General features: G+C 75.6%; 14 protein-coding genes. 8 read left to right on the top strand and 6 right to left on the bottom strand.

Going from position 1 to position 17,790, the window contains the following annotated elements; genetic code table 11:
* Positions 1-67: 67 nt before the first annotated feature.
* From PGB27_RS18410 to PGB27_RS18385, 6 genes are all read left to right on the top strand, one after another.
* Complete coding sequence (locus PGB27_RS18410) at positions 68-892, top strand: MaoC/PaaZ C-terminal domain-containing protein (protein WP_274201851.1); 825 nt, start codon at positions 68-70, stop codon at positions 890-892.
* The gene (locus PGB27_RS18405; protein ID WP_274201850.1) at positions 892-1,710 is read left to right on the top strand and encodes an alpha/beta fold hydrolase; all 819 of its coding nucleotides are present in this window, start codon (positions 892-894) and stop codon (positions 1,708-1,710) included. The genes PGB27_RS18410 and PGB27_RS18405 overlap by 1 nt, the downstream gene beginning before the upstream one ends.
* Complete coding sequence (locus PGB27_RS18400; protein ID WP_274201849.1) at positions 1,707-3,356, top strand: AMP-binding protein; 1,650 nt, start codon at positions 1,707-1,709, stop codon at positions 3,354-3,356. The genes PGB27_RS18405 and PGB27_RS18400 overlap by 4 nt, the downstream gene beginning before the upstream one ends.
* A 1-nt stretch (position 3,357) precedes the next feature.
* On the top strand, positions 3,358-4,395 hold the full coding sequence (locus PGB27_RS18395; protein ID WP_274201848.1) for a zinc-dependent alcohol dehydrogenase family protein: 1,038 nt from the start codon (positions 3,358-3,360) through the stop codon (positions 4,393-4,395).
* Between the two features lie 81 nt (positions 4,396-4,476).
* Complete coding sequence (locus PGB27_RS18390) at positions 4,477-5,775, top strand: MFS transporter (protein WP_274201847.1); 1,299 nt, start codon at positions 4,477-4,479, stop codon at positions 5,773-5,775.
* Positions 5,776-5,810: 35 nt separating this feature from the next.
* Positions 5,811-6,254, top strand: coding sequence for a YccF domain-containing protein (locus PGB27_RS18385; protein WP_274201846.1), 444 nt, complete (start codon positions 5,811-5,813; stop codon positions 6,252-6,254).
* A 52-nt stretch (positions 6,255-6,306) separates the two neighbouring features.
* Here the strand turns inward: PGB27_RS18385 and PGB27_RS18380 are convergent, their stop codons facing one another.
* From PGB27_RS18380 to PGB27_RS18360, 5 genes are all read right to left on the bottom strand, one after another.
* Positions 6,307-6,852: a cysteine dioxygenase family protein gene (locus PGB27_RS18380; protein ID WP_274201845.1), complete on the bottom strand. Its 546-nt coding sequence runs from the start codon at positions 6,850-6,852 to the stop codon at positions 6,307-6,309.
* Between the two features lie 14 nt (positions 6,853-6,866).
* Positions 6,867-7,577 carry a GNAT family N-acetyltransferase gene (locus tag PGB27_RS18375; protein ID WP_274201844.1) on the bottom strand — a complete coding sequence of 237 codons (711 nt, stop codon included), beginning with the start codon at positions 7,575-7,577 and terminating at the stop codon, positions 6,867-6,869.
* A gap of 111 nt (positions 7,578-7,688) precedes the next feature.
* Complete coding sequence (locus tag PGB27_RS18370; RefSeq protein WP_274201843.1) at positions 7,689-8,177, bottom strand: GNAT family N-acetyltransferase; 489 nt, start codon at positions 8,175-8,177, stop codon at positions 7,689-7,691.
* A gap of 205 nt (positions 8,178-8,382) precedes the next feature.
* On the bottom strand, positions 8,383-9,837 hold the full coding sequence (locus PGB27_RS18365; RefSeq protein ID WP_274201842.1) for an HNH endonuclease signature motif containing protein: 1,455 nt from the start codon (positions 9,835-9,837) through the stop codon (positions 8,383-8,385).
* Between the two features lie 90 nt (positions 9,838-9,927).
* Complete coding sequence (locus PGB27_RS18360) at positions 9,928-10,812, bottom strand: LLM class flavin-dependent oxidoreductase (protein ID WP_274201841.1); 885 nt, start codon at positions 10,810-10,812, stop codon at positions 9,928-9,930.
* A gap of 105 nt (positions 10,813-10,917) precedes the next feature.
* Between PGB27_RS18360 and PGB27_RS18355 the strand changes: the two genes are divergently transcribed.
* Positions 10,918-11,496, top strand: coding sequence for a TetR/AcrR family transcriptional regulator (locus PGB27_RS18355; RefSeq protein ID WP_274201840.1), 579 nt, complete (start codon positions 10,918-10,920; stop codon positions 11,494-11,496).
* Here the strand turns inward: PGB27_RS18355 and PGB27_RS18350 are convergent, their stop codons facing one another.
* Positions 11,497-13,209, bottom strand: a complete 1,713-nt coding sequence (locus PGB27_RS18350; RefSeq protein ID WP_274201839.1) for a DNA repair helicase XPB — start codon at positions 13,207-13,209, stop codon at positions 11,497-11,499.
* A 497-nt stretch (positions 13,210-13,706) separates the two neighbouring features.
* On the opposite strand from PGB27_RS18350, the gene PGB27_RS18345 reads away from it, so the two are divergent.
* The coding region (locus PGB27_RS18345) for a sensor histidine kinase (RefSeq protein ID WP_274201838.1) at positions 13,707-17,790 on the top strand (4,084 nt) is incomplete at its 3' end.

The raw sequence follows: 17,790 nt of genomic DNA, 5'->3' as shown, positions 1-17,790 counted from the left end.
ACGCATCGGCGGGCGAAGTGGTGGATTGGCACACGAACAGTCGTTCGTGTGCGGGGCGGAGGCCTGGGTGACGGAGCTCGACGAGCGGAGGGGCACGACGTCCCCGGCCGCCGGCGACCGGTGGTTCGAGGACTTCGCGGTGGGGCAGCGGTGGACGAGCCCGCCGCGCCCGGTCACGGCCGACGACCTCGCCGACTTCACGCGGATCAGCGGCGACGACCACCCGCTGCACGCCGGCCCCGACGCCGTGCTGCAGGGACCGTTCGGCGTCGCGGTGGCGATGGGCCTGCTGCAGCGGCTCGGCATCCACGGCGACGCGGTGCTCGGGCTGCTCGACACCCACTGGGCCTACCGGCGCCCCGTCCGCGTGGGCGACGTGCTGACCCTGGAGGTCACCATCGTCCGGTGCCGGCGCACCTCCTCGGGCGATCGCGGGGTCGTCACGCGGCACATGCGGCTGCTGGACGAGGGCGAGACCGTCCAGGAGGGCACGACCACCGCGCTCCTCCGGGCCCGCGGCGCCGGCCCCGATCCCGTGGTCCGCGCCTTCGGCACCGTGCCGTGGGCCGAGGCGCTCGCCGCCCGTGCCGACCTCGCCGAGGACCTCGCCAGCTGGGACGGCACGGTCGGCCTGCGCTGCGAGGACGACGAGGTCCACCTGCGCGTCTACCGCGGCCGCGTCATCGAGGTCACCCGGCGCGCCCCGCGCGGCGCCACGTTCACCCTCGGCGCCGACGCGGCGACGTGGCTCGAGATCGTCGAGGCGCCCGAGAACCCCTTCATGCGCCTGGCGATGGCCGGGCGCTTCACCGTCACCGGCGACGGTTACGAGTACCTGCGGCTGACCGCCGCGCTCCACCGCCTCGTCGACGCCGCCCGGGAGATCGCCTGATGCGTGCCGACTACCTGACGATCGGTGGCGGCCTCGCCTTCGTCGAGCAGCACGGTGACCCCGACGCCCCGCCCGTGCTCTGCCTGCACACCGCCGGACAGAGCGGGGTCCAGTGGCGTCACGCCGCGCCCGCCCTCGCCGCGCGCGGACACCGGGTCGTCGTGCCCGACCTGCCCGGACACGGCCGCTCCGAGCCGGCGCCGGGCGGGCCGGTCACCGACCTCGGCGCCTACGCCGCCTGGTGCCTCGAGCTGGTCGCGCACCTCGGACTGCGACGGCCCGCGGTCGTCGGCTGCTCGATCGGCGGCAAGATCGCCCTCGACGTCGCGGTCCGCGCGTCGGAGCAGCTCGCCGCCGTCGTCGCGATGGCCGCCGACGCCCACACCGGCGGCCGGCCTTCGGTGCGCGGGCTGCGCCGCGAGCTGTCCGACGTCGCGGCCCCCAGTCGTGGCGACCGCACCTACCTCGGGACGCTCGCGGTCGTCGGTCGCGACGTGCCCCGGGAGCGGGCCGAGCTCATCGCGACGATGCACCGGCGCGAGGATCCGGCCGTGTCCACCTCCGACCTCATCGGCTGGGCCACCCACGACCTGCGCGAGCAGCTGCCCCGCGTCACCTGCCCGACCCACCTCGTCGTCGGCGACGACGACCTGTGGCTCGACGTCGCGCGGGTCCGCGCGGCGGCGGCGCTCGTGCCGGGCGGGCGGTGCACGGTGCTCGCGGGCATCGGGCACTACCCGATGGAGGAGCTGCCGGACGCCGCCGCCGCCATCGACGGCTGGCTCACCGAGATGACCACGGTCCGGGAGGCCTCGTGACCACCACCGCCCCCGCGCCCCACCGCGTCAGCGGCTTCCCCGCGCCCGGCGAGGTCCCGGCCGACCTGCCCGACCTGCTCGGCCGTCTCGCCCGCCGCAACCCCGACGTCACCGCGGTGCTCGACACGACCCCCGACGGCGTCACGCACCCGATCAGCCGCGGCGAGCTCTGGCGGCGCGTGCGCGCGCTGGCCGAGGAGCTGCGCGAGCGCGGCCTGGGCCCGGGCGACGCCGTGGCGGTGTGGATGCCGAACTGGAGCGACGCGCTCGTCTGGCAGGCGGCGGTCGCGGCGCGGGGCGCGCACGTCGTCGGCGTCAACACCCGCTACGGCGTGGAGGAGGCCGCTCACGTCCTCGAGCGGGCGCGGCCGCGCCTCGTCGCGCTGGCGCAGGGCTTCCACGGCCTGGACCTGCACGAGCGCCTGCAGACCGCCGTGGCGCGGTCCGGGGTCACTCCCGAGGTGGCCGTCGTCACCGGCCCCTCCGGCCCGGCGCCCGACCCCGCCGCCGCCGACGTCGGCGCGGGCGCCTGGGCCCCGCGGCGCGACGACGGCCCGGAGCCCGCGCGCTCCGACCCCGGCGCGCTCGCGGTCGCGTTCACCACCTCGGGCTCGACGGGGCTGCCGAAGCTCGCCGCGCACACCGGCGCCGCGGTCCTCGCCCACGCCGTGGCCGACGCCGCCGTGCTCGGGCTGGGCGAGGGCGACGTGGTGCTCGGCGCGCTGCCGCTGTCCGGCGTGTTCGGCTACAACGCCGTCATGGCCGGCCTCGCGGCCGGCGCGTCGGTGCTGCTCGAGCCCACGTTCGACGCCGACCGGGTGCTCGACCACGTCGAGGCCCACCGGGTCACGCACCTGGCCAGCGGCGACGACCTGGTGCTGCGGCTCCACGACGCCTGGGCATCGCGCGAGCGGGACCTGTCGAGCTGGCGCTGGTGGGGCGTCGCCGACTTCCAGGGCCGGTCCCACGAGCTCGCCGCGTGGCTCGGACGCGAGTTCGGGACGCGGGTCGCGGGCGTATACGGGTCGTCGGAGGTCTTCGCGCTCACCGCGACCTGGCCGGCCGACGAGCCCGCCCCCGCGTGCTGGGCCGGCGGCGGGCGGGTCGTGCACCCCGACATCGCCGTCCGCGTCGCCGACCCGGACACCGACGCGGTCCTCCCCGCGGGCCAGGAGGGCGAGCTGCAGTTCCGCGGCCCGAACGTCGTCGACGCCTACCTGGGCGCGGAGGTGCCCGACGCGTGGACCGCCGACGGCTGGTTCCGCTCCGGCGACCTCGGCGTGCTCGTCGACGAGGGCGCCTTCGTCTATGTGTGCCGCCGCGGCGACGCGCTGCGGCTGCGCGGCTTCCTCGTCGACCCCGCCGAGATCGAGCGGCGACTGGCGGCGCACCCCGACGTCGCGACGGCGAAGGTGGTCGGCGTGCCGGACGTGGACGGCGCCACGCGGGCGGTCGGCTTCGTCGTCGGCACGGCGGGCGCGGCGCCGTCGGGGGACGATCTGGTGGCGTGGTGCAACGAAGCCCTGGCGGCGTTCAAGGTGCCGGCGGCGGTGCATGTCGTCGACGCCATGCCGACGACGTCGGGCACGAACGGCACGAAGATCAAGGCGGCCGAGCTCCGGCGGTGGGCCCTCGAGAGGAGCTGACGTGCGCGGCGTGTACCTCCCGGGCGGGCGACGGGTCGACCTGCGCGACGTGCCCGACCCGGAGCCCGGGCCCGGGCAGGTCGTCGTCGACGTCAAGGCCTCGACGATCTGCGGCAGCGACCTGCGCGCGATCTACCGCGAGCACCTCGGCGAGGGGCCCGAGGCCTACCAGGACGTCATCGGCGGCCACGAGCCGTGCGGGCAGGTCCTCGAGGTCGGCCCGGGCGTCGAGCGGCTGCGCGTCGGCGACCGCGTCGTCGTCTACCACATCAGCGGCTGCGGCCAGTGCGACGAGTGCCGCCGCGGCTACCAGATCAGCTGCACGTCCTCGCGGCGCCGGGCGTACGGCTGGCAGCGCGACGGTGGGCACGCGGAGCGCCTCCTCGCCGAGGAGCGCGACCTGCTCGTCCTGCCCGAGAGCCTCACCTACCTCGACGGCGCGTGCGTGGCCTGCGGCTTCGCGACGGCGTACGAAGCGCTGTGCCGGGTCGCGCTCGCCGGGGGCGAGCAGGTGCTGGTCACGGGCCTCGGTCCGGTGGGGCTCGCGGTCGGGATGCTCGCCGCGGCGATGGGTGCGCCCTGGGTGATCGGTACCGACCCGTCGCCCGAGCGGCGCGCGCTGGCCCGGGATCTGGGGGCGGTGGACGTCGCGGTGGAGTCCGACGACGGGGAGGTCGACGGGGAGCTCGACGACCTGCTGGGGGACGGCGCCGAGGTCACGGTCGACTGCTCCGGGGTCGGCGCGGCCCAGCTCACCGCGCTGCGCCACACCCGCCGCCACGGCCGCTGCGCGCTGGTCGGCGAGGGCGGGACGCTGACCGTGGAGGTCAGCGAGGTGATCATCCACCGGCAGCTGACCGTGCACGGGTCGTGGGTCGCGCCGACGTGGCGGATGGCGGAGCTGCTCGAGCGCCTCGCCCGCTGGGACCTGCACCCCGAGCGCGTGGTCACCGACCGCTTCGCGCTCGACGACGCCGCCCGGGCCTACGAGGTCGCCGACGTCGGCGCGGGCGGGAAGGTCGGGATCGTGCGCGAGTAGCCGTTCGACGAGAGCGCCCTGTACCCACAGCGCCCGCTCGCCTACTGTGCGTCGACACGACAGTGAGCGTGAGGAGCACGGATGAGTCAGGTGTCCGGCCAGACGAGTACCGAGCGTCATCAACTTCCGGTACGGACCCTCGTCGCGGCCAGCATCGGCAACGCGGTCGAGTGGTTCGACTGGACGATCTACGCGACGTTCGCCGTCTACTTCTCGTCCCAGTTCTTCGACAAGTCGTCGCCGACGCTCGCGCTCATCGGCACGACGAGCACCTACGCGCTGGCGTTCTTCTTCCGCCCGCTCGGCGGGGTGTTCCTCGGGCGGCTCGCGGACCTGCGCGGACGCCGCTTCGCGATGCTCGTGACGATCCTGCTCATGGCCGGCGGGTCGCTGGTCATCGCCGTCCTGCCGACCTACCAGGCGGTCGGGTGGCTCGCGCCGATCCTGCTCCTGCTCGCCCGGATCGCGCAGGGCCTCAGCCTCGGCGGCGAGGTCTCCAACGCGAGCGCCTACCTGGCCGAGATCGCCCCGCCGGACCGGCGCGGGCGGTACTCCAGCTTCTTCTACATCTCGACCGGCACCGCGCTGCTGGCCGCGAGCCTGCTGGGCCTGCTGCTGACCAGCACCCTCACCCGGCCGCAGCTGGAGTCGTGGGGCTGGCGCATCGCGTTCGTCGTGGGCGGCGTGCTGGGCCTCGTCGGGCTGTGGCTGCGCCGGACCCTGGCCGAGACCGAGCAGTTCGAGGCCAACGTCGAGACCGCCCGGGCGACGAAGAACCCGCTGCTCAAGACGCTGACCCACTACCCGAAGTCGGTGCTGCAGCTCTTCGGCTTCACGCTGCTCTCGACGCTGTGCTACTACACGTTCTTCAGCGCCCTGACCCCCTTCGCGGTGCAGTTCCGCGACGCCGCGGGCAGCGACGTGTTCCTGGCGCTCTCGATCGGCACCGTCGTGTTCATCATCGGCCAGTACCCGATGGGTGCCCTGGCCGACCGGTACGGGCGCAAGCCGCAGATGCTGGTGTGGTCGGGGGCCTTCGTGCTCCTGACCGTGCCGCTGAGCCTGCTCATCACCGACCGACCGCCACTGATCAACCTGATCATCGTGTTCTCGGTCGGCCTGGGGCTCTACTCGGTGTTCTCGTCGATCGCGCCCGCCATCATGAGCGAGATCTTCCCGACCGAGCTGCGCGCCCTGGGCATCGGTGCCTGGTACAACCTCACGGTCGCCCTGTTCGGCGGCACCGCGCCCCTGCTCATCGCGGCGCTGTCCGGCGCCGGGCGTCCCGACCTCTTCTTCTGGTACGTCTCCGGCGGCGCGCTGATCGCGTTCCTCATCATCCTCACGCTGCCCGAGACGAAGGGCCGCGAGCTGACGTAGGGGACGAACCGGGCGGGTGGTGGCACGCTGGGGGCATGGAGCTCCTCCGGACCGTGCTCAACCTGCTGTGGCTGGTCCTCGCCGGTGTGTGGATGGCGCTGGGCTACCTCGTCGCCGGCATCATCTGCTGCATCCTCATCGTCACGATCCCGTGGGGGATCGCGTCGTTCCGGATCGCGCTGTTCGCGCTGTGGCCCTTCGGCAGCCGCATCGAGCGCCGCTACGACGCCGGCGTGGGCTCCACGCTGGGCAACATCGTGTGGTTCGTCGTCGCCGGGTGGTGGCTCGCGATCGGGCACGTGCTCACCGCGATCCCGCTGGCGGTGAGCATCGTCGGCATCCCGTTCGCCTGGGCGAACCTCAAGATGATCCCGGTGTCGCTCACGCCGCTGGGCCGCCGGATCGTCGACACCGACGACCCCCGCGGCTTCGGCGTCGACGGGCACCACGCCGCACCCCCGGTGGGCGCGCGGCGCTGATCGAAGTACCGATACGGACACTGGGTGTCAGCGACGGCACTTCGCTGGCACCTCAGGCGACCACCGGCAGCTCGTAGCGCCGGCGGATGCTCGAGCCGAGACGGCGCACGTCCACGCCGTAGACGTGCAGCGAGATCGTCGTGGTCGGGGCCGTGTTGGTGACGCGGTGGACGTCGCCGGGCGGCAGCAGGCCGGTCACGGCGCCGGGGCCGGCGACGTCCTCGCCGTCGACGACGAGCACGTCGCCGAGCCGTCGGTAGCGGGTCTCGTGCTCCTCGCCGGTGTGCACGCCGACCACGCACCACGAGAGGTGGTCGTGGATCGGCGTCGTCTGCCCGGGCAGCCACACCAGCGCCACCAGCGAGAACGCGCCGTCGTCGGCGACGTGCAGGACGAGCTGGCGGTAGTGCTCCGGGTCGCCGACGCACTGCTCGGGCGTGAGCAGGCGCGGGTCGCCGAGGTGCGGGGCCAGGGCCGCGCCCACGGCCTCGACCTGCGCCGTGCCCGGGGCGGCGCCGCGGACCGCGGCGTCCAGGTCGGTGGTCAGGGCGGTCAGGGCGGTCAGGGCGGTCAGGGCGGTGGTGATCGTCGTGGTCACGGTGTGCTCCGGGTTCAGGCGGCGGCGAGGCCGAGGACCCCGGCGCGCAGGTCGGCGGTGAGGGTGACCTGGTGGCCGTCGGTCTCGACCGACACGATCGGCAGCACCGAGGCCAGCAGGACGCGCATCGCCGTGTTCTCGGCGACGACGTCGGCCACGAGACGTGCGTAGCGCTCCTGGCGTCCGCGGGCGGCGACCGCGACGAGCAGCCGGCGCCCGATCCCCTGGCCCTGCCAGGCGTCGACCACCTCGATGGCGAGCTCCACCGCACGCAGGTTGCCGACGGCCTCCGGCGCGGCAGCTCCGCGGCGCTGCGTGCCGCCCGACCCGATGAGCCGCGCGATCCCGATCGGCACGCCGTCGGGGCCGAACGCGGCGACGGCGATGTGGCGGCGGCCGTCGACGGCGGCGAGCGTGCGCCGTACCGGACCGGTCAGCCGCGGCGTGGCGCCGTGGAAGCGCAGGTAGCGGCTGTGCCCGGACAGACCGGCGAACACGGCGTCGAGGACGTCGGTCTCGCCGGGCCCCAGCTCGCGCAGGGTGACGCTGGGCGGCCGGTCATGGGGTCGGGGCACCGGTCTCCCGCCGGCCGGGGCGGTCGCGGTGACGGTGCTGGTGTGCGCGCTGGCGACGGTGCTGGTGACGGCGCCGGTGACGATGCGGCTGACGAGGCGCATGATGTGTCCTTCTTCGCGGTGCCGGACCTCGCTGTCCGACGACGTCACCGAGCGTGCACCCCGGGGCGGTGCCGCCTCGTCGGTGAGCGCTCCCCATGTCGCGCCGCGGAGGTCCCTAGTCGGGGTCGTCACCTCTGCGGGCGCGTCGCTCGCGAGGCGTCAACGCGCGGGTGGTGGCACCGGCTCGGAGATCAGGTCGCGCAGCATCCGGAGCGCCGGCCCGAAGCGGGTCGGCGTCTCGCCGACCATGCGGAAGCCGCACCGGCCGTAGAACGCGCTCGCGTTCGCGTCTGCGGTGACCGCCAGCCGGACGGCGCCCTCGGCACGGGCCCGCGCCGCGGCGTCCTCGACGAGTCGGGCGCCGATCCCACGTCGCATGGAGGCAGGGCGGACGAAGAGCGCGTCGAGCTCGGCCTCCCCGCCGCGGACGGCCTGTACCGTCGCGAAGCCGGTGACCTCGCCGTCCTGCTCGTGCACGCGCACGCGCCCGGCCCGCACCTCGTCCACCGGGACCGTGATCGCGTCGGGGTGGGCGAGCAGGTCCTCGCGGTGGTCGGGCCAGATCAGCGACGCCGCACGCATCAGCTCCTCGAGCGCCGGCACCTCGTCCTCGCGGGCCCGACGCAGGCGGCCCTGCTCGACAGTCATCGATCGCGCCCTCACCTCGGTGGTCCCACACGATGGTGAGGGGGCCGTCGAGCAGATATCGCGCCGACGACCGACCGTGCCCGCGAGGCCACCGCCGAGGTCGCGCGTGAGACTGCCGCAGCTCGGTGGGATTCCCGAGCGTGTTCGGGAGGTGCCCTTCCCCGGACTGCTTCGGTTTCGGAGCATCCCGGCGACGGTCGACCGGTCAGAGGGGGACGCGGGGGCGTCCGCCGGGGCGGGGTCGTCGTTCGGTGTCGATGATCCAGGGTGGGGTGAACCAGGGCCGGCTGTCGATCATCGTGATCTGCCAGCCGCCGCGGTGGATGAGCTGGTGGTGGTAGCGGCAGAGCAGGCACATGTTGTGCAGGGCGGTGTCGCCGCCGTCGAGCCAGTGGCGGATGTGGTGGGCGTGGCAGCGTCGGGGGCGCCGGGTGCAGCCGGGGAACGCGCAGCCGCCGTCGCGGAGGGTGAGCGCGCGGCGCAGGGCGTCGGGGGCGGTGCGCTGGCGGCGGCCGACGTCGAGGGGTTCTGATGTCGATCCGAGGATCATGGGGACGATCTCGGCGTCGCAGGCCCAGCGGCGCACGGTGGCCGGGTCGACGGGGTGCCCGGAGTCCAGGGTGCCGTAGCCGCCGCGCTCGCCGAGGGCGGCGCACAGCCAGCGGTGGTCGATGGTGACGGTGAGCAGCGCCCGGCCGGGCCGCTCGGTCCAACCGCCGGCCGGGCCGGGCGAGGTCGGCGCGCCGCCGCGGCGCGGCGCGGGGATCAGCGCCAGGGGCGCCTCACCACCGGACCCAGCATTGTCAGCCACCTGGTTCTCGCCCTCGGGGTCCTCGCCCTCACCGGCGGGCCGGGCGTCGTCGGCGTCGGTGTCGGCGTCGTGGTCGTGGTCGGGCTGGTGGTCGGGCTCGTGGTCGTGGCGGGTGTCGGTGGCCAGGCCGCGGGGGCCGCGGGCGTCCTGGACGAGCTCGCTGAACGCGTCGGCCTGGCGCCGTTCCAGGCTGCGCTCGTCCTCGCCACCGCACGGCGCGGCCAGCACCCCGAACACCTCGACGACCGCTTCGGCGTCGAGCGGGTCGCCGAGCCGGCCGGTGAACCACAGCGACCCGTCGCGGCGGCGCAGCAACCGCAGCTCGTCGCGGGTGTCCTCGCCGTCGGGCGGGGCGGCGCCGTCGGGGTCGTAGAGATCGACGACCTTCTTGGCCAGCAGCCGCAGCATCCGCGGCGGCAGCCGCCGCGCCTGGTCCGCCAGCGTCGCCTCGACCCCGGACCACTCGGGCGGCGGGGGCGGGGTCATCAGCGCGTCGAGGTGGCGCATCGTCTCCCGGATGATCTTCACATGGGCCGGGTCGATCGCGCCGGCGGCCAGCGCGTCGGCGGTGGCCGGCAACCGGGCGGGCAGCAGCTCACCGGTCATCGCGGTCCGCGCGCACAGGTCGCCGGCCTCGGCCACCAGGCGCGTGGCGTCGGCGCGGTCGAGGTTGTCCCGGTCGGCGAGCAGCGCCTCGGTCGAGCGGTAACCGGTGGCCACCGCGGTGCCGAGGTCGGCGAGCGCGGCGATGGCCTGCAGGCGGCGGTGGTAGCCGGCGCGCTGGGCGACCACGTCCGCGCGGGCACGCTCGAGCGCCTCCCGCTCGGCCGCACCCACCTGTTCGCTCATGTGTTCGACCGTAGCCCGGACCCCCGACACCCAGACCCCGAACGCTGAGACCGCCTCAGCAAAGGCCGCCGAGGAAGGACGGAGTCCGGGTCAGCCCACCGCCCCGGCCGCCCGGGACGGCGTCACGACCTCGTCGGCGACCCAGCGCGCGACGCCCGGGGGCCAGGGCGCGGGCAGCCCCAGCACGAGGTGCGAGAACCCCGCCTCGACCGCCGCGGCGGCGGCGTCCCGGGTCGCGCCGGGGTCGTCGTAGGCGACCGGGAGGAAGATCGAGCGCGTGATCTCCGCGGGCTCGCGGCCGATCTCGGCGCAGTAGCGGTCGAGCAGCGCGCTGCGCTCGACCGCGTCGGCGAGGTCGCCACCGGGGATGTTCCACAGGTCGGCGTGGCGGGCGACCACGCGCAGCGTCGCCGACGCCCGACCCCCGATGAGGATCGGCGGGCGGGGCCGCTGGACGGGCTTCGGGTTGCCCCACGCCCCGGTGAGCTGCACGTGCTCGCCGTGGTGGTCGAACGGGGCGTCCGCGGTCCAGAGCCGCTCGATCACCGTGCACGCCTCGTCGAGCGCGGCCACCGAGTCGCCGAAGTCGTGGTAGGGCAGGCCGTGGGCCTCGTACTCGCGGCGGGCCCACGGGACGCTCGGGCGGGAGCCGGCCCCGATGCCGAGGTCGAGCCGCCCGCCGGAGACGTGGTCGACCGTCGTCGCGATCTTCGCGAGCAGGGCCGGCGGGCGGATGCGGTTGCTCGTCACCATGACACCGAGGCGCATCCGTCGCGTGCGGGCCGCGAGCGCCGAGAGCAGCGTCCAGCCCTCGAGGATCGGGCCGTCCGGGTCGCCCCCGATGGGCAGCAGGTGGTCGAACAGCCACGCGTGCTCGATCTCGGGGACCTCGTCGGCCTCCTCCCACACCCGCAGCACGTCGGCGTACGCGACCTGCTGCGGCGCCGTCAGGATCCCGAAGCTCGTCGCGGTCACGGCCGTCTCCCCTCGCCGGTGCGCGCCCGTCTACCCTGGCGAGACGGAACGCGGTTCCACCAACAATACGGAACTAAGTTCCGCTTGTCGACGACGGGATCCCAGGTGACGGACGAGACGGGGCGCGCGCCACGGCGCCGCGCCGACGCGCGACGCAACGAGAGCGCGCTGCTCGACGCGGCGGCCGCCGTGTTCGTCGCGTCCGGGGTCGAGGCGCCGGTGCGCGACATCGCCGCGAAGGCGGGCGTCGGCGTCGGCACCGTGTACCGCCACTTCCCGACGCGCGCGGACCTCGTCGTCGCCGTCTACCGCCACCAGGTCGAGGCGTGCGCCGTGGCCGGCGAGGAGGCCCTCGAGCGCGCCGACAGCCCGTTCGAGGCACTGCGGCGCTGGATCGACGTGTTCGTCGACTTCCTCGTCACCAAGCACGGCCTCGCCGGGGCGCTGCAGTCCGACGACCCGCAGTTCCAGGTCCTGCACGCCTACTTCCTCGACCGCCTCCTGCCCGTGGGCACCCGGCTGCTCGAGGCCGGGGTGGCCGCGGGCGAGGTGCGCGACGACGTCACCGCGATCGAGCTGATGCGCGGCGTCGGCGGGCTGTGCATCGGCCCGGCCGACGACCGCTACGACGTGCGCCACACCGTCGGGGTGTTCCTCGACGGGATGCGCGCGCCGGCTCGCTAGCTAGCCCTGCGGGTCGGGACGCTCCGACTCCGGCTCGCCCTCGGTCTCGGTGCCGGGGATGGCGGGGCCGAGCAGGTCGTCGGCGTCGACGATGCGGTAGGCGTAGCCCTGCTCGGCGAGGAAGCGCTGGCGGTGGGCGGCGTACTCGGCGTCGACCGAGTCGCGCGCGACCACCGAGTAGAAGTGCGCCTGCCGGCCGTCGCCCTTGGGTCGCAGGAGCCGGCCGAGGCGCTGGGCCTCCTCCTGGCGCGACCCGAACGTCCCCGACACCTGGATCGCGACGGACGCCTCGGGCAGGTCGATGGAGAAGTTCGCGACCTTCGACACGACCAGCACGGGGATCTCGCCCCGGCGGAACCGGTCGAACAGCGCCTCGCGCTCCTTGTTCTTCGTCGAGCCCTGGATCACCGGGGCGTCGAGGGCGACGCCGAGCTCGTCGAGCTGGTCGAGGTAGGCGCCGATGACCAGCGCGGGCTCGCCGCGGTGGCGCGCGAGGATGCTCTTGACCACCGGGATCTTGGTGTTGGCGCAGGCGCAGAGCCGGTAGCGCTCGTCAGCCTCGGCGGTGGCGTAGATGATCCGCTCGTTGTCGGTCATGGTGACGCGGACCTCGACGCAGTCGGCGGGCGCCACCCAGCCCTGGGACTCGATGTCGCGCCACGGGGCGTCGTAGCGCTTCGGGCCGATGAGCGAGAAGACGTCGCCCTCGCGGCCGTCCTCGCGCACGAGCGTCGCGGTGAGGCCGAGGCGGCGGCGCGACTGCAGGTCCGAGGTCATGCGGAACACCGGTGCGGGCAGCAGGTGGACCTCGTCGTAGATGATGAGGCCCCAGTCACGCGTGTCGAACAGCTCCAGCGCGCGGTACTCGCCCTTCGACTTGCGGGTCATCACCTGGTACGTCGCGATGGTGACCGGGCGGATCTCCTTGCGCTCGCCCGAGTACTCGCCGATCTCGTCCTCGGTGAGCGACGTGCGCGCGACGAGCTCGCGCTTCCACTGCCGCCCCGCGACGGTGTTGGTGACGAGGATGAGCGTCGTCGCCCCGGCCTTCGCCATGGCCGCGGCGCCGACGAGGGTCTTGCCCGCGCCGCAGGGCAGCACGACGACGCCCGATCCGCCGTGCCAGAAGCCCTCGACGGCGTCGGCCTGGTAGTCGCGCAGCTCCCAGTCGTCCTGCACCAGCGAGATGGGGTGGGCCTCGCCGTCCACGTAGCCCGCGAGGTCCTCCGCGGGCCAGCCGACCTTGAGCAGCGCCTGCTTGAGCCGCCCGCGCTCGGACGGGTGCACCGCGACGGTGTCGTCGTCGATGCGGTCGCCGAGCATCGGGGTGATCTTCTTGTTGCGCAGCACCTCCTCGAGGACCGCGCGGTCGTTCGACAGCATGACCAGGCCGTGGACCGGCGAGTTGGTCAGCTGCAGGCGCCCGTAGCGGCCCATGGTGTCGACGACGTCGACGAGCAGGGCCTGGGGCACGGCGTAGCGGGAGTACTGGACGAGCGCGTCGACGACCTGCTCGGCGTCGTGCCCCGCGGCGCGGGCGTTCCACAGCGCCAGCGGCGTCACGCGGTAGGTGTGGACGTGCTCGGGCGCGCGCTCCAGCTCGGCGAACGGCGCGATCGCCTGCCGAGCGGCAGGTGCGGCCTCGTGGTCGACCTCGAGCAGCAAGGTCTTGTCGGACTGGACGATGAGCGGTCCGTTGCCGGGCTGACTCAACCTCTCGACCTCCGGGCACGTCGACGGGTGGTCCGTCCCATTGTCCTCCGCGACACCGACAGGCCGTCGGGCGGAGCAGGGACGCCGCTCGGGGAGCGCTGGGGAACGGCCGGTCATTCCCCGGTACGCGACCGTTACAGTGGGCGCGCTCGACCCCGCCCTCGAGGAGTGACCACCGACCCGATGGGCTGACGGCGCCCAGGCTGGCGCCCCGGCCCGCCCGTTGCGTCGTCCCCGCGTGGCCTCGCCGCCCGTGGACCCCGCACCGACCGCCCTGGACGCCTGACCACGCTGATGCGCTCGCCCGCCCTGCTCCCCATCCGTCGTGCCGACGTGTCACCGCACGGCCGCACGGTGTCACCCACCTGCCACGCCGAGCGGCGGTCGGACCGGACCATAGCCCATCCCTCGTCACCGAGCGTCGACCAGGGACGCGTTCGGCGTGGGGGCGCGCGGGGCGACCTCCGACCGACCGGCGGAACCGGGAGGACCCGTCCGTGACCACCCACGAACGAGCACCCGAGCGCACGCCGGTGCGCTACCACGACCCGCGCGACGGCCGTTCCGGTGACGACCGCCCCGGCGGCGACTGGACCGAGCGCCTGGCACTGCGCAACTGGAGCCTGCCGGTCAAGCTCGCGGCGGTCCTGCTGGTGCCGACGATGTTCGTGCTGACCCTCGGCGTCCTGCGCATCGCCGAGGAGACGCGCGAGGCGGCGTCGTACGACAACGTGCAGCAGGCGGTGGCCCTCGAGGACAGCACCGCGCAGGTCCTGGGCGACCTCGCCGACGAGCGGTCGGCCGCCGCGGTCTACGTCGCGGCCAACCGGGCGGGGGGCTCCGGGCCGGTCGAGGAGCGCATCCGGGCGACCACCGACGCGGTCTCGCAGCTGCGCCGGGCGGCCGGGTCCGCCGACTCGCTCGACCAGCAGACGACGACGGCCCTCGACCAGGCCGACGCCGAGTTCGAGCAGCTCGACCAGCTGCGCGACGACGTCATCGACGGCCGGACCGACGCCGCCGGAGCGATCGCGCGCTACACCGAGACCATCGACAGCGTCGAGATCTTCGACCGCTCGCTCTCGCGCGAGGCCGCCGACCCGAGCGTCGCGGGCCTCGCCTCCGGGCTCTACTCGCTCTCGGTGGTGCGCGAGGAGGACGCCTACGTCCAGGCCGTCGTCGCGGCCGGGATCGCCGCGGGCCGCATCGACGCCCCCTCGATCGACCAGGCGCGCAACGCGACGCTGCGCCGGTCCATCGCCGTCGACGACTTCCGCTCGGCGATCGGCACCGACAACGCCGCGCTCGCCGACGCCGTCGTCGGGCCGGACGTCGACAACCGCGACCTGCTCGCCCAGGTCGTGCTCGGCCGCGGTGCGGCGGGTCTCCCGCTGCAGGTCGCGGGGCCCGACTGGGAGCGCGCGTCGGCGGCGGTCGAGGACCGCGATGCCGCGACCTCCGAGCAGCTGCGCGGGCAGCTCCAGGAGCAGGCCGGCTCGCTGCAGGCCGCCGCGCGCAGCAGCGCCGGCATCTCCTCGGTGGTCCTGCTGCTGGCACTGATGGCCGGCGCGGCGGTGGTCTTCTTCGTCACCCGCTCACTGCTGCGCCCGCTGCGCCTCCTGCGCCGCACCGCGCTCGACGTCGCCGAGCGGCGCCTGCCGCAGGCCGTGCGCAGCCTGCGCGAGGGCGAGACGCCCGACACCACGATCGTCCCCACGCCGATCACCACGCGCGAGGAGATCGGGCAGGTCGCGCGGGCCTTCGACCAGGTCCACGAACAGGCGGTCCGCCTCGCGGCCGAGCAGGCGGGCCTGCGCTCCGCGTTCAACTCGATCTTCGTGAACCTCTCGCGGCGCTCCCAGGCGCTGGTCGAGCGCCAGCTGCGCCTCATCGAGCAGCTGGAGAACTCCGAGGAGGACCCGGAGGCGCTCTCCAACCTCTTCCAGCTCGACCACCTCGCGACGCGCATGCGCCGCAACTCGGAGAACCTGCTGGTCCTCTCGGGCACCGACCTGTCGCGGCGCGGCAGCCGCCCGGTGCCGCTGGTCGACGTCCTTCGCGCCGCGGCGTCGGAGGTCGAGCAGTACCAGCGCATCGACCTCGCTCAGCTCCCGCAGGCCCAGCTCCTCGGGCGCACCGCGAGCGACGTCGTGCACCTCGTGGCCGAGCTGCTCGAGAACGCCACCACGTTCTCCGCACCCGACACCCGCGTGCGGGTGCAGGCGACGCAGAACAGCGACGGCTCGGTGCTCGTCGAGATCCTCGACTCGGGCGTCGGCATGAGCGAGGAGGACCTGCACGAGGCCAACGTGCGCCTCGACTCGCCGCCGACCGTCGACGTCTCGGCGTCCCGGCGCATGGGCCTGTTCGTGGTCGGCCGCCTCGCCACGCGCCACGGCATCACCGTCGAGCTGCGCAACCGCGAGGACGGCGGCGTCGCCGCGACGGCCCTCGTGCCCGCGTCCGCGGTGCTCGCGGTCGTCGACCAGGGCGCGCCCGCGGTCGGCGCCGGCACGGGCGCGCGCGGTGGCGACGGGGCGGTGCCGGAACAGGCGCGCAACGGTGCGGGCCTGCCCCAGCGCCACCGCCGCGAGCCCGGCGCGCCCGGGTCGTACTTCTCGCCCGGCGTCGATCCCACCCAGGAGCAGGGCCGGCCCGACACCAACGGCAGCCCGAACGGGTCGCCGGAGCGTCGCCCGGTCCTGCCGCGCCGCGGCGCCGCCGGCGCGCCCGGCACGAACGGGCACGCCCACGCCCGGCCGAACGGCGCCGGCCCGGGTGGGCCCGGGGGTCCGGGTGGTCCGGGTGGTCCCGGGCGTCGACCCGGTCCCGCGGAGCCGGGACGGGGCGAGCGCCCGGAGCCTGCGCGCGAGCCGGTCGAGGCCGCGGCGGACGGGCAGGACGTCGACGAGGGCACCCCGGTCGACGCCGCGATCGTCGACGAGCGCCGGGGTGCCGCACCCGAGCAGACGCCCCAGGAGTCCCAGCAGCAGACTCCGCAGCAGGCTCCGCAGCAGGCCGACGAGCAGGCCGGTGGCGGCGAGGAGGCCGGCCGCCACGGGCTCGTCGGCGGGGCGGCGGCGGCCGCGGCCGGCGGTGCCGCGGCCCTGATCGGCGCGGCGGCCGCCCGCCGGCGCAGCCGCCGGTCCGAGGAGCAGGCTCCCGCCGAGGCGGAGCCCGAGGTCGAGCGCGCGCAGGACGTCGAGGCACCGGTCGAGGAGCCCGAGGCGGACGTCGCGGAGCCCGCCCCCGACGAGGCCGACGACCGGGGACGTCCCGAGCGGCGCCCCACCGGTGCGCCCTACGGCCCGCCGCCCGGCGCCCTGCAGGGCCCGCTGCCGGGACGCCCCGGCCAGCCCGGCGGCCCGGGTGGCCCCGGGGCGCCGACCGGGCCGGGTGGCTACGGCGGCGGTGGCGGCACGGGCACCCCGGGCCCCGCGGGTCCCGCCGGCCCCGTGTGGGGCCCGCCGCCCGGCGGCCCGGGCGGACCCGGAGGACCGGGCGGTCCGCCGCCCGGCTGGCGTGGCACCCCGCCGGGCCGCGGTCCCGGCGGTCCCGGCGGTCCCGGCGGACCTGGTGGTCCCGGCGGACCCGGCGGCGGCCCGAACGGGCCCTACGGCCCGCCGCGCCGGCCCGCGGCCGCGCCGCCGATGTGGAACGGCGCGCCGGTCGTGCCCCCGCCCGGGCCGACGCCGGCCGACGAGGAGCAGGCCGACGCGGTCCCGGCGGACGAGGTCGTCGCCGACGAGGCCGCCGTCGCGGAGTCCGAGGTCTTCGTCGACGGGGACCCCGACGTCGAGGCGCTCGTCGACGACCGCACCGAGTTCGCCGTCCCCGAGGCCCCCGCGGCCGAGCAGGCGGGCACCACCGACGCCGACGAGACCGGCGAGGACACCGACGCCGCGGACGCGGCGGCGGGACTGCCCTCCCGCACGCCGAGCCGGCGCGGCACGTTCCCGCTGCGCCCGCGCGTGGTGCAGACGCAGAGGCGGCCGGGCCTGGGCCCGGACACCCCGCACCCGGGGACCCCGGTCGCCCCGGCGTCCCCGGCACCCGAGGGCCCGGCCGACGCGCCGACCGACGAGCCCGAGGTCGCCGACGCCACCCCCGACGTGACGGCCGCGCCCGGCGCCACGGCCGCCCCGGACGCCACGGCCGCCCCCGAGGCGCCCGCGGCACCGGCCGGACCCGCGCCGCTGCCGCAGCGCCGGTCTCCGGGCGCTCCCGAGGCGCCCGCGGACGACCGCGCCGCCGGGACCACGGACCGCGAGCCCGGGGTCCCGGGGGAGGTCGAGGAGCCGGCGGCGCCGGGCGAGCCCCGGGGCACCCGCCCCTCCGGCCGGCGACTCCCGCCCAGCGGCGCGCCGTTCTCGCCCGGGATGGCGCCGCGCCTGCGGCCCCGCCGCCCGGCGAGCGAGCCGGTCGAGGAGCGCCGGCCCGCGGAGCCGGTCGCGCAGGAGCAGGCAGCCCAGGAGCAGGCAGCCCAGGAGCAGGCAGCCCAGGAGCAGGCAGCCCAGGAGCAGGCAGCCCAGGAGCAGGCAGCCCAGGAGCAGGCAGCCCAGGAGCAGGCAGCCCAGGAGC

This window comes from Actinomycetospora lemnae (assembly GCF_028737315.1).
Lineage (GTDB): Bacteria > Actinomycetota > Actinomycetes > Mycobacteriales > Pseudonocardiaceae > Actinomycetospora > Actinomycetospora lemnae.
Note: the sequence above shows the minus strand (reverse complement) of the source record. Positions and strands in the feature narration are given on the sequence as shown.